This is a genomic window from Nostoc sp. CMAA1605 (assembly GCF_021596505.1).
GTDB lineage: Bacteria > Cyanobacteriota > Cyanobacteriia > Cyanobacteriales > Nostocaceae > Trichormus.
This window is the reverse complement of the sequence record NZ_PJIZ01000060.1, coordinates 21,554-36,556: the sequence shown is the minus strand read 5'-3', so window position 1 is coordinate 36,556 and position 15,003 is coordinate 21,554. Positions and strand designations below refer to the sequence as shown.

General features: G+C 38.6%; 3 protein-coding genes. All 3 read left to right on the top strand.

The genetic code is table 11. The features are described 5' to 3' along the window. A partial coding sequence (locus CV014_RS19270; protein WP_236143499.1) for a type I polyketide synthase occupies positions 1-3,523 on the top strand: 3,523 nt, incomplete at its 5' end. A 62-nt stretch (positions 3,524-3,585) separates the two neighbouring features. Next, positions 3,586-4,515, top strand: coding sequence for an SAM-dependent methyltransferase (locus CV014_RS19265; protein ID WP_236143498.1), 930 nt, complete (start codon positions 3,586-3,588; stop codon positions 4,513-4,515). Positions 4,516-4,551: 36 nt separating this feature from the next. Then, on the top strand, positions 4,552-15,000 hold the full coding sequence (locus CV014_RS19260) for a non-ribosomal peptide synthetase/type I polyketide synthase (protein ID WP_236143497.1): 10,449 nt from the start codon (positions 4,552-4,554) through the stop codon (positions 14,998-15,000). The last annotated feature ends 3 nt before the right edge of the window (positions 15,001-15,003 follow it).

Below are 15,003 nucleotides of genomic sequence, written 5' to 3'. Positions count from 1 at the left end.
TGCTGCACTTTTAGGACACAGCATTGGTGAATATGTCGCCGCTTGTTTAGCAGGAGTCTTTTCTTTAGAAGATGCTTTGCAATTAGTCGTCCAACGCGGTCGCTTGATGGGAGAACTACCGCATAATGGAGCAATGGCTGCAATTTACGCTGATTATCAAACAGTGGCAGATCATCTGACTCCCTATGGGAATCAAGTCAATATTGCCGCAGATAATGGTGCAATTAATGTCATTTCTGGCTTGCGTGAAATTGTTGAACAACTAGAGAAATCATTTATAGAGCAAGGTTATAAAACTAGACGTTTGGCAGTATCTCATGCTTTTCATTCTCCTTTAATGGAGCCAATCCTTGATGAATTCGCACAGGTTTTACAGCAAGTTTCTTTCCATGAACCAAGCCTAAATATTATTAGTAATGTCACAGGTAAGCCAATTGGCAAAGAAATTGCTACTGCCGATTATTGGCTGCGCCATCTTCGCAATACTGTACATTTTGGTCAAGGATTTAAATTTTTAATTGACAGTGGTTATCGTCATTTTTTGGAGTTAGGTTCAAAGCCTGTATTATTGGGGATGGCGCGGCTAACTTATCAGAGCAAAGAAATATTGTGGCTACCCAGCATTGTACCTGGGCAAGATGAACAGGCACAGATTTACAGAAGTTTAGCAACACTTTTTGTTAATGGCTATTCTACAGAATGGACAGAAGTATTTAAGCAAGGAAAGCGGATTTCTTTACCTACTTATCCTTTTCAACGAGAACGCTATTGGCTATCTAATTCCCAATTTTCTGTAAGTGATATCAAAACTCAGCTACATCCTTTTATTCGTGAGGTTAAAAAACTAGCTACGGGAGAAATTATTGTTGAGGGAGAGATAAGTTCTGAGTATCCAGATTATCTGGAAGGACACAAGGTATTGGGAAAAATCTTGTTTCCGGCTACGGGGTTTATAGAAGCGATTTTAGTAGCAAGTCAGCAAATATTTGGTGATGGTTTTGCGATTATTGAAAATGTTTCTATTCATCAGGGGTTAGTTTTATCTCAATATCAAACTAAATTGCAAATGATTTTTAAGTCTAAGAAGTCTTCTGGCTATAGTTTTGAGATATTTAGTAGTGAGTTAGCAAAAGATAATTGGGTGCTTCATGTTACGGGTGAGATTAACGTTAATGAGAAAGATGAAAAGCTCACGCAGAGACGCGGAGACGCAAAGGAGGGAAGAAGGGAATCTGTAGATATAGCCAGATTTTATGAGTCTTATGAGCAGATGGGAATTAGCTATAGTAAGCGTTTTCAAGCTATTCAAGAACTCAGTTATTTCAGCAGTGGTTCTCAGGCTAAGATTGGTATCGATCGCAGTTTGGTAGATCGGCGATATTGTCTGCATCCTGTGCTGTTAGATGCTTGTTTACAAAGTATTGGTGCAGCTTTCCCAGAAATTCACGGACAAGAATTGCATTTACCTTATGGTTTCTCTTCATTAGAAGTATTTGGCAATCCTGGTACTCAAGCTTGGACACACATTGAGATTAAATCTAATACTGATGGTGAAATGTGCGTAGATGTGGAGGTTTACGATGAACAAGAACAGCTTTGCGCTCGGTTTACAGACTTAACAGCACGACGGATTAATCCAGCAGTTTTACAACGTTTATGGCAAGAAACTGAAAATAATTGTTTTTATCAAATTCAATGGCAAAGGCTTGATGCAGTTCCAAATATTACCGGAAAATCCCGAAATTCTTGGTTAGTGTTTGTACGTCATAGCACAGCGTTGCAGCAGTCGATTGATTTATTACAAAAAGCTGGAGAAAGAGTTATTACTGTAGAACTTGGTGATGATTATAAATGCCATTCTCCAGAAAGTTTTGTCATCAATCCATCTCGAAAATCTGATTTTCAACGTTTATATCAAGAAGCATATCCATCGGGTGAATTTCCTACGGGTGTGATTTTTGCTTGGGAAACCATACCTCATGAAGCAAGTGCGGAGACAGTTTACAACAGTTGTAATGCTGTATTGTACTTAATTCAAACTATTACTAGTAACAGGAAAAAATTACCTGATTTATGGTTAGTAACTCGCGGTGCAAATAAAGTGCTAGATGAAACGAATTTGCAACCTCAACAATCTCCGCTTTGGGGATTAGGAGCAGTAATTAATCATGAATATCCCCAAATTCGTTGTGTATGCTTAGATTTACCAGCAATTGTAGAATCTCATGAAGCTGAATTTTTGTTCAACGAATTTCACGCTACAACCAATGAGTCACGCCTAGCTTTACGCCAAGGAAACCGTTATGGAGCAAGGTTAGTATCTGCAACAATTCCCGCAGCCCAAAAACAGCAATTAGTTAGCAAAGAGGGAGCTTATTTAATTACAGGTGGTTTGGGTAAACTTGGCTTGCTCATGGCTCAGTGGTTATCACAAATGGGAGCTAGCCATTTAGTTTTGTGTAGCCGCAGTGTCAAATCTCCACCAGAAGCGATCGCCTCATTAAATAAAAATGGTACACAGATTACAATTGTCAAGGCTGATATTACCTCAGCCGCAGATACAGAACAGCTGTTTTCCCGTTTTGGCGCAGATTTACCCCCCTTACGCGGAGTCATTCACGCGGCGGCTGTCTTGGATGATGGGCTTTTAACTAATCAAAATTGGGAAAAATATCAAAATGTTATGCGTCCCAAAGTGGAAGGCACTTTATTATTAGACCGCTACACCCGCAATCTATCTTTAGACTTTTTCATAGCCTTTTCTTCTGCTGCTGTAATTCTCGGTTCACCGGGACAAAGTAGTTACGCTGCTGCTAATGCTTTTATGGATGCTTTAATGCAGCAACGACAAATTTTAGGATTACCAGGTATTAGTATTAACTGGGGCGCATGGGATACAGGAAATGAAATTGAAAAACAACGTTTTGCTAATTGGGGTATTCAAAGTATGTCTGCTGATACCGCTATCAAATATCTCAGTGACTTAATCCTCAGCAACGTTGACCAAGGAATTATTCTTGATATTGATTGGTCTACTTTTAATCAAGCTTTTAACATTAATCAACCATTCTTTGCCGAAGTAATTACAACTAAAGCAGATAGCAAAGAGGCAAAATTGTTAGAACGATTAAAATCTGTACCTATAGATGAGCGATCAGAAAAATTATCGCAAGGACTTGAGCAAATTTTACGCGAAGTTACTGGATTATCTGCTAGTAGTTTGATTCCTCACCACACCTCATTTTTAGAGTTGGGTTTAAACTCGTTAATGGTACTAGAATTTAAAAATAGGTTAGAAAGTAATTTAGCTTGCACTTTACCTACATCTATAATCTTTGATTATCCTAATATTGCAAGTCTCAATATTTATTTACAGAAAGAATTGTTAGCAGATTCTATTAATTTTGAGATGACCCCAAATGACTATAGTGAAATTTTAAATCCTTATGACAGTCTCAATGAAGATGAGTTGGCTATACTACTTAATCAAAAGTTAGCGGAGCTTGAAGAATATGGAGATTAAATATTAAAGCTAAATTTCCATGTAGCCAAAATTTTTAATTGATCAATTAGGAGAGTAAAGTCTTGGAAAATATTGGTAAAATCCCCTTCAACTATGAATGGCGCAATCGCTGGATCATCATCAAAGAATTTATCCAAAATCCACTTCAAGAACTCTGGTTTTTACGAGATAAATTTGAAGTATCTGAACTTTATACTAGGATAGCTAAACGAGAGCGTGATCTTCACGATCCCAATGTTCCCCAATGGCTCAACTTTGGCTATTGGCAAGAAGAAACGACTTATAACGGAGCCTGTGCTGCTTTAGCCCGGAAATTGGGAGAAATTGCCGAACTTAGCCCTGGAGACAAAGTTTTAGATGTCGGTTTCGGTTTTGCCGAACAAGATATGCTCTGGGTGCGTGAAAACAATGTAGATGCAATTACTGGGATAAATACTACAGAGATCCAAGTAGAAATTGCTCAAGAAAGAGTAGCTAAGGCGGGATTAGCTGAACGCATAAATCTTCAGGTTGGTTCAGCAACTAACATTCCTTGTGAGGACAATTCTTTTGATAAAGTTACAGCTTTAGAATGTGCTTTTCATTTCAATACCCGTGAAGATTTTTTTGCTGAAGCATTTCGAGTTTTGCGCCCCGGTGGAAAATTAGCATTAGCAGATTGTCTGCCGAGAGTAGGACGAGATATTAACTTTTGGTTGCGCGTCAATAGCAAGAAAATGTGTATTCCTTTTGTTAATCAATATGACCGGCATATTTATGTTGAAAAACTCAAAAAACATGGATTTATAAATATCCAAGCTGTATCAATTAGTGAATATGTTTGGCCTGCTGCTGTGCGTTACTTTGCTGAGGTTGGTAAAGGCATTAGTAAACACGATATGGTAATTAATCTCCAGAAAGATAATCCTGGACTTGAGGCTTGGTCGAGAGATAAAGGTTGGTTTATGGCTTTTGATGATTATCTTTTATTTTCAGGGGAAAAACCGGATTAGATATTGCCAGACAATCAAAAAATTGCGGACAAAAGCATGGCTCAAAATACAGATTATAAAAAATTAATAGCAACAACCCTCACAAAAATGGAGGCGATGCAGGCTCGCATTACTGAATTAGAAACTAAACAAAGTGAGCCGATTGCTGTTGTGGGAATGGGTTGTCGTTTCCCTGGAGGAATAAATTCTCCTGAAGCTTATTGGAATTTTTGTCAAGCCGGATTAGATGCAATTGTAGAAGTTCCTCAAAGCCGTTGGGATATCTCGAAATTTTATGCTCCAGAGCCTACCCCCGGCAAAATGAACACTCGTTATGGGGGATTTCTGCAAGAGGATATTACAGAATTTGATGCCCGTTTCTTCTCCATATCTTCCCGCGAAGCGACTTCAATGGATCCTCAACACAGGTTATTACTTGAGGTGACGTGGGAAGCGTTAGAAAATGCCAATTTACCACCAACTAATTTAGCAGGCGATCGCGTGGGTGTGTTTGTCGGTATCACTAGTGTTGACCACGCGATGACAGTCTACAAAAGCAAGTATGATGAAATCGATTCTTTTTTTGGTACAGGAAACGCCCTGAGTGCAGCAGCAGGTAGGTTGTCTTATTTTCTCAACCTGCGCGGCCCTTGTATGTCTATTGATGCAGCCTGTGCTTCTTCATTGGTTGCACTTCACCAAGCTATTCGCAGCTTAAGAAATCATGAGTGCGAAATAGCCTTAGTAGGTGGGGTCAATCTCATCTTAGATCCGGCAATTACAATTAACCTTTGTCAGTCGGGGATGATGTCTCCCGATGGTCGTTGTAAGACCTTTGATGCGGGTGCAAATGGATATGTGCGGGGCGAAGGATGCGGGGTTTTAGTGCTGAAACGCCTGTCTGTCGCTGAAAAAAAGGGCGATCGCATTCTCGCATTACTACGGGGGTCTGCGGTCAATCATAATGGGGCAGCCGCCGGGTTAACAGTTCCCAGTGGCCCTGCCCAACAAGATTTACTTCGTCAAGCCTTAGCTGATGCGAGAGTCAAACCCCAGGAAGTCGGATATATAGAGGCACATGGCACAGGAACTTCTTTAGGTGATCCCATCGAGATGAACGCGATCGCTGCTGTCTATGGAGAGCGATCGCAACCTCTTTACGTCGGTTCAGTGAAGACTAATATCGGTCATCTCGAAGCCGCCGCCGGGATAGCAGGCACAATCAAGACAATTCTCGCCCTCCAGCATGGTGAGATTCCGTCTCATCTCCACTTCCACGAACCCAATCCTCTGATTAATTGGCAAGGATACCCGATCAAAATTCCTACTCAAGCCATACCCTGGTCGAACAATGGCCAAGTCCGTATCGCTGGAGTCAGTTCCTTCGGTTTTTCGGGAACGAATGCTCATGTAATTATTGAACAAGCACCTACTGCCAACACACCAGAAATTAAGCTGCAACGTCCCAGCCATCTGTTGACGATTTCTGCTCATAGCGAACCAGCCTTAAAAGAACTAGCACGACGTTTTCACACCCGCTTAGAGTCTCACCCAGAGATGGGAGATATCTGTCATAGTGCGGCCATTGGTAGGTCGTCTTTACCTGAACGTTTAGCGATATTTGCAGAGACATGGCCAGAGTTACAACAAAGATTAGCCGCTTTTGCTGAGGAAAAAGATGTTGATCAGGGGATTTTCTATCGACGGTTTACAGGAGAAAAACAGCCGAAAATAGCCTTTCTTTTTACTGGTCAAGGAGCTTGTTATGCGGGTATGGGTGAGCAACTTTACCAAACCCAACCGACATTTCGCCAATATATTGATCAATGTGCAGACATTTTAGGAAATTATTTAGAGTTTCCCCTACAAGAAATATTATTTGGCGATCGCACAGATTTACTCAATCAAACTGCATACGCTCAACCAGCTATATTTGCTCTCGAATATTCACTTGCCATGTTGTGGCAATCTTGGGGAATCAAGCCTAGTTTACTAATTGGCCATAGCGTTGGCGAATATGTCGCAGCTTGTATTGCCGGAGTATTTACTTTAGAAGCCGGTCTAGCATTAATTGTTAAACGTGGGCAATTAATGCAAACTGCGCCTCTAGGAAAAATGGCTTCAGTTTTTGCAGATGAAACTACGGTATCTGCTCTCATTCAAGACTATGGTAATACAGTTTCTATTGCAGCTATTAATCATCCTCAACAAATTGTGATTTCTGGGGAAAGTAATAGTATTGATGAGATTGTCACCAACTGCAAAAGCCAAAAAATAGCAGTTCAATTACTATCAGTTAGCGGGGCTTTTCATTCTCCATTAATGGAGTCAATCTTAGATGATTTTGAAATTGCTGCTCGTGAGATTTCTTATCACCATCCTCAAATTCTACTAGTTTCAGGAATTGACGGACAACCTTTAACAACTGCGCCTGATGCCAGTTACTGGAGACAACAAAGCCGTCAAGCCGTGCAGTATTTTCAGAGTTTAATTACGGCGTTAAACAAAGGATATAACCTGTTTTTAGAAGTTGGGCCAAGACCAATACTCGCAGAACAAGGCCGTCGTTATAACGATGAAGCTATATGGCTGAGTTCTCTCAATAGAGGCTTGGATAACTGGCAGACAATACTATCAGCACTTGCACAACTCTACATTAGTGGAGTTAATTTTAATGCCGAAAAATTTAATGAAGATTACGGCTATAGAAATCTTCAATTACCAAATTATCCTTTTCAAAGAAAACGGTTTCAATTTAAATCTACTGTTGTAACAGAATCAAGTTTAATCAAAGAAGTGCCTTTAGAAAAAGAGCTAATGGAGACTAATATGACTTTAGCAAAGGTTGCAAATATCAAAAAACATCAGCAAGAAATCGGTAATCAATTAAAGTCTATCTTAGCACTGCTACTTAAAGAAGATGAAAATGACATTAGAGATGACGAGACATTATTAAATCTGGGAGCAGATTCGATTATTTTGACAGACTTTGTCCGCAAAATTGAAGAGAAGTTTGGTGTAAAAGTCAAGATAGATCAATTATTCACTGATTTACAAACAATTGCCGAAATATCTATTTATCTATCTGATTATATTAAACAAGAGCCATCAAATACATCTGATGCAGTAATTAATTATATCTTCACTAAAACCCCAGTTCAAGTATCTCATTCTGACTCAGAATTAAATAATTATCTGTGGGTGATTTCCCAACTACAACCAATTGCAGTTGCCTATATTTTGCAAGCTTTAGAAGTATTAGGTAAGAGACTAAGTATAGCAGAAAGCTGGACAACAGAAAATTTATTGAAAACTTTACCCATTGCCTCAAAATATCAGATTTTAGTTACTCGTTATTTAAAAACTTTAGAACAAACTGGAATTATTCAAAATCAAGGTAATGTCTGGATAGTAAAAAGCCTACCTACGCCTTTTTCTTTGCCAGAAGCTATAGAGAATTTGCAAACAATTTGTCCAGCAGCAAAACCTGAGTTAGAAATGCTACAACGCTGCGGAGAAAATTTAGCGGAAGTTCTCAAAGGAAATATAGATCCTTTAGAGTTAATTTTCCCAGCAGGTTCAGTTGTCCATGCAGAAAGTATATATGGCAATTCTCCTGTATCTCGTTTGATGAATCAACGAGTAGCCCAAGCAATTAACTCTATTTTAAGTAATTTTTCTAGTAGCGATCGCCCTCACCAAATTATTGAAGTGGGAGGTGGTACAGGTGCAACCTCTGAAGCAATTGTTAATAATTTAAATCTCAATCAGACAACTTATTATTTTACTGAACTTTCTCCGGTTCTCCTCAATAAAGCACGGCAAAAATTTAAAAATAGACATAATTTCAACTTCCATCAATTAGATATTGAGAAATCACCAGCTTCTCAAGGGTTAACAGCACATTCGTATCACATAGTCGTTGCTGCCAACGTGCTTCATAGTACCAGAAATATTACAGAAACACTCAATAATATTCGAGAACTACTAATACCTGGTGGTTATTTGGTACTACTAGAAACAGTAGAAAATAATTCATGGCTTGATTTAACTTTTGGACTCACACCAGGATGGTGGCGTTTTCAAGATCAAGAGTTACGTTTAGATACTCCCTTGCTAAGTGGAGAAAGTTGGTGTGCTGCTTTAAAACGTTGTGGCTTTGTCACTGCGGATAGTTTCTCTAAACAAAATAATATCAGCATCTATAATGGTCAAGAGTTAATCATTGCTTCCACCTCTCCTGAAAGTGCTATTAATCACCAATCAAAAACAGTAGCTGTATCAACACCAACCTCTGCTAAAGAAGCTTTGATGATGGCTCAACTGCAATCTTTGAAAGAACTCAAAGATATTCATGAAAAAACCATTATCAAGCAATTAGAAATCCTCCAATCTGCACCTGTTGCACCAAGTAATAAAGCAGAAGTTTTGTTAATTCAAACAGAAACTGCCCCTATTGCTAAAACAAGCAAAACAGAAACCGCACCTCCTACCCAAAAAATTAGTTCTCCAAATTTAAACCCGCTAGCTTTAAAGCTGACAGAGAGTAAATCTTTAACGGAACAACAGCAAGCTTTTATCCAGAAATTACAGATTACTTATAATCAAAGAACTGCAAAATCCAAAGCATATTCTCAAAACAGCCGGAAGACAATGGTTGATGTGAAACCTACTATTGACTTCCGTATGGCTTTAAAGGAATTTCAATATCCCATTGTTTCAGAGTCAGCCCAAGGCGCATATTTTCGTGATATCGATGGCAATGATTACATCGACTTAGCAATGGGGTTTGGAGTTAACTTTTTTGGGCATAGTCCTGATTTTGTGTTGACAGCAATTCAGCAACAAATGCAACACGGAATTGGATTAGGAATGCAGTCAAATATTGCAGCAGAAACAGCTGCTTTAATTTGTGAAATGACAGGTGTAGAACGAGTTGCTTTTAGTAATACTGGCACAGAAGCGATTATGGCAGCAGTTCGTATTGCTCGTTCTCGGACAAAACGCCAAAAAATTGTGATTTTTGCTGGTTCTTATCACGGTACTTTTGATGGCATTTTAGCGCGCGCTGGCGAGGAAGCAAGAACAGTTCAACCATTGAGTCCTGGGACACCATTAGGAATGGTTGAAGATGTTATAGTTCTTACCTATGGAGCAGAAGAAAGTCTAGAAATAATTGCAGAGCAAGCTGATAATTTAGCAGCAGTTTTAGTAGAACCTGTGCAGAGCCGTAAACCAGATTTACAGCCTCAAGAATTTATCCAAAAATTACGTAAATTGACTCAAAAAAAAGAAATTGCTCTAATTTTTGATGAGATTATTACTGGATTTCGTATTACTCCAGGAGGAGCGCAGGAATGGTTTGAGGTTGAGGCGGATATAGTAGTTTATGGTAAGGCAATTGGTGGTGGTTTGCCTATCAGTATGATCTGTGGTAAAGCAGATTTCTTAGATACAGTTGATGGCGGTTTCTGGAGTTATGGAGATGATTCCCATCCGCAAACAGAATTAACTGCTTATGGTGGTACTTTCTGCCGTCATCCATTAGCTTTGGCTGCTTGTCGCGCAGTGCTTTTACATTTACGCGAACAAGGTGCAACGCTTCAAGAAAGGGTAAATCAATTAACTAATCGATTAGCTACTGAGGTTAATCAGTTCTTTCAAGAAACAGGAATTCCTATCCGCATTGTTCATTTTGGTTCGTTGTTTCGCTTTGAATCTTCTGGTGCTTATAGTATTTTCCTCAAACCTATCGAATTACCACTTTTTTACTACTTATTAAATCTCAAAGGCTTGTATACATGGGAAAAACGAGTTTGTTTTCTCTCAACTAGTCATACGAATGAAGATATAGATAAAGTGGTAGCTGCTGTTAAAGAAGCAATTATAGAACTGCGACAAGCTGGCTTTTTCGCAAATGCTAAATCACCGCAAACAAAGAAAAGAGAAGTAAGCGACGATCACTCTGATGATGAAGACGGTAGGAATAATTTAAAACAGCAATTTCCTACCAATGAAGCGCAACGTCAGCTTTGGCTATTGGCAGAATTAGATACAACCGCTTCAGCATCATATAATGTGACTACTTCTTTAGAATTGCGTGGTGATTTAGATATTTCATCTTTGCAACAAGCTATTAATGAAGTAGTCAATCGTCATGAAGCGTTGCGAACCAAGATTATAGAACAAGGCGAACTACAAGAAGTTGTTAGTAGTGTCAAAATTGACTTACCATTAATCAATTTAATGGATGAAGATAACCCGGAAGCAACTGCTTTAGTCTTGAGAACTGAGTTATCGCAAAAGCCTTTTGATTTGGGTGTTGCTCCTTTATTTGCGGCTGTGCTGATGCGTTTAGCACCTGAACATTATCTGCTAACTTTAAAAACTCATCATATTGTTGCAGATGGTTGGTCACTAGGGCTAATTTTGAATGAAATTGGCAAACTTTATTCAGCAAAAATCGGCATTGCTACCGAATCTTTAACGCCATCAATGCAGTTTCGCAAATATTTAGCTTTGCGACAGCAAGAAGCGCAAAGCCCACAAATGCTAGAACATCGTGATTTTTGGTTAAAAACTTATGAGGGAGAAATCCCCGTATTTGAACTTCCTACAGACTTTCCTCGTCCTGCTGTCAAAACTTACACAGGCGGTAGAGAAAGTAAAATTATTGCTCCTCAACTATGGCAAAATTTGCAGATTGTAGGACGCAAAAATCAAGCAACATTATTTATGACAATGTTCGCTGCTTACACGGCTTTTTTGCGACGCATTTCCGGGCATGATGATTTAGTAATTGGCATTCCCATTTCTGGACGACAATTTGAAGGAAGTGAAAAATTAGTTGGCTTTTGTTCGCAATTTTTACCGATTCGTATCCAGACAGATGTCACTGCTTCTTTTGTTACTCATCTCCGTCACACGAAAGAAACACTCATAGCCGCTTTTAAACATCAAAGTCACGCCTTAGAAGAATTACTAGCAGCTTTACAATTACAACGAGATTTTTCTCGTTCTCCTCTGATTTCAGTCTCTTTCAATCTCGATCCTAAATTAACTTTACCTGAATTTGCAGGACTGAACGTATCGCTACCACCAGAGCCAATTGGTTACACTCCTTTCGATTTAGGCTTTAATTTCATCGAAGTCAATGATGCACTGATTATCTACTGCAACTACAATACAGAACTGTTTAAACCGGAAACTATCCAACAGTTTTTAGCAAGTTTTGAAATTTTGATGCAGGGTGTAATTAGAGATGCGAATAGTTTACTGTCTGAGTTGCCTTTATTAACACAAGTGCAACAGGAAGAATTATTTGCAGAATTAACAGGTTCAACAATAGAATTACCCCAAAATTATACAATCATTGATGACTTTATTGCTCAAGTTAACTCTACACCCGATGCACCAGCATTAATAGTTGGAGAAACGACTTTAACCTATCGAGAATTGAATGAAAAGGTAAATCGTTTAACTAATTACTTACATGAGAAATATCATATTGGATCTGGGAAGGCGATCGCACTCGCAATCGGACGCAATCAAAACTTAATTACCGCCATTCTCGCTACTTTTAAAACTGGGGCGACATACGTACCGATAGACCCCCAATATCCTAGCAATCGCATCGATTTTATTTTAAAAGATAGTGGCTGCCATCTCTGTCTTACTGAGAGTAATTTTGTCTCCCAATTACCCCAACAAATCGAAGCAATCTGCTTAGATAAAATCGACAATATTTTAGCCGACTTTGACATAAATGAGCCTAAGTTACAACCAGATACTAACCAAATTGCCTATATTTTATACACTTCTGGCTCTACCGGAAACCCTAAAGGAGTCATGGGTCGTCACATTTCTATTTTGAATGTGATTCGGAGTTTACGACTGACATTTAACTTAGATAAACATCCTGAATGGCGTTATATTTTCACAGCACCTGTCACCCATGACCCATCTTTTCGTAACATTTTCCTCCCTTTAACTATAGGTGCTGCTTTATATATGTATGAAGTACAGCATATAGGGCATTTAGTTGACTTTTTACAGGAAAATCAAATCAATGCGCTGCACACAACGCCATCTATTTACCGAGAAATTTTAGCTGTACTCGCACCTGAAGAAACTATCCCCAGCTTAAAATATATCTCTTGCGGGGGAGAGAAATTAGACCGAGAAACTGCGATCGCTTTACGAAAACGCTTTCCTGCTGAAATTATTAGTAATGTCTACGGTTCTACAGAAACTTGTGTAGGGGTATCTCAATATACAATAGATGAAAACTTAAATACAGATGTACCTCTTGGTCAAGTTTTCCATAACAATCGATTATTGGTCTTAGATGAATTCAATCACCCCGTGCCTCTACACGTAATCGGTGAAATTTGCGTAGAAGGTGCAGCATTAGCAGTTGGTTATCGTAATCTTCCTGAAATTACCAAAGAAAAATTTCAACCCAGCTTTTTAAATTCAGAAAAAGTTCTCTTTAGAACGGGAGATTTAGGTAAACAAATTGCTCCAGGTGTGATTGAATTTATAGGGCGAAAAGATAATCAAGTTAAAGTCAATGGATATCGTGTAGATCCAGGCGAAATTGAATACCAAATTAGTCGCCATGCCCAGATTGAAAAGGCGATTGTGTTACCTATAGAGGTAAATAATCAAACTCAATTATCTGCCTATTGTCAAACTGACAAAGAGATAAAAATTTCAGAAATTAGAGAATTTTTAGCTAATTATTTGCCAGTTTACATGATTCCGACTTCCTTTGTTTTCTTAAAGCAATTTCCCTTAACTAAACATGGCAAACTAGACTTGCGATCGCTCGTCGCCCTCCAGCCAACAGACCAATTAACACAAATAGCTTATACTGCACCACGTAATACTTTAGAATCAAAGCTAGTGCATATTTGGGAAAAAATTCTCACTAAACATCCCATTGGCATTTTTGATAACTTTTTTGAAATCGGCGGACACTCCCTACTACTCTCTAGAGTAGTCACTCACGTCCATAAAGAATTAAATGTATTAGTTAAATTAGCTGATTTCTTTAAAGCTCCCACAATTGTTGGATTAGCAGCTTTAATATCCAAAACTCAATCTAACTATCAAGAACCCATACCAGCAATAAATGAACAACAATCTTATCCCATGTCTCATGGGCAACGCCGTCTCTGGGCTTTAGAATTCCTCGACCATAAACATTATGCTTACGGAATGCCCAGTGCTTATCAATTCAATGGTGATTTAAATATCGCTGCTTTTGAAAATGCTTTTAAAAAATTGATAGAACGGCATGAAATTTTACGCACTACGTTTACTTTAATCAATAACGAACCGCGTCAAATAGTAAACGAGCAGATGGATTTTGCAGTCAACCAAATAGACTTAATAGATGATGAAAACCAAACAGCAAAAATTGCTGAAGCTATTCGTAACAATGCCAAAACTACTTTTGATTTAGAAACCGGGCCTCTACTCAAGATTAATGTACTCAAGCTGAGTCAGCAAAGTAATATTATTCTATTTAATATGCACCATATCATTTCAGATGGTTGGTCAGCAGGCGTTTTAATTAAAGATTTTCTGGCACATTATCATGCCTATGGAAACGAGAACGTAAAATTACCGTCACCTCTAAGAATTAATTATAAAGACTATACTTCATGGCAAGATCAGCAACTCCAAACACCAAAATTACAAGCACAACGGGATTACTGGCTGGCTAAGTTGACTCCTGCACCGACACGCCTTGATTTACCTTTAGATTATATGCGTCCATCAGTGCAGAGTTTTTCTGGCTCTGCGGTTATCTGGAAGCCAAATCAAGAATTAATTAAGGATTTTGAGTTATTAGTTAAGACCCAAGAAACTAGTTTATTTATGGGCTTACTAACCTTGGTCAAAGGTTTTCTGTTCCGCTATACCGAGCAGAATGAAATTACCGTAGGCTCCCCCATTGCTGGAAGAAATCATCCCGAATTAGAGGAACAAATAGGTTTTTATGTGAATACTTTAGTTTTACGCGACCAAATAGCAGTAGACGATAGCTTTGCGACTTTACTGATAAAAGTCAAAACAACCACAATAGAGGCATATGATCACCAAGAATATCCTTTTGATAAACTAGTCTCAGATTTAAATTTTAAACGTGATCCTAGCCGTAACCCTCTATTTGATGTTGTAGTTGTTCTGCAAAATAATCAAAATGTAGACCTAGCAATAGATGGAATTACTGTTAATGCTCTGAAGCAGGAACTTGTTACTGCTAAATTTGATCTAGAATTCATTTTTGTGGACGAAGCGGAATTCTATTTGAAGTTAATCTACAACACAGATATATTCGCTAGCGAACGTATTTCATTGATGATCAAGTTGTTAGACACTCTTCTAGAAGCAGTAGTCAAATCTCCCGACACACCATTATTAAATCTGTGCGATCGCACAGATAAATCCAGTCAAGAAGATAACGGTCTTTTCGCTACAAATTTTAATTTTTAGTCA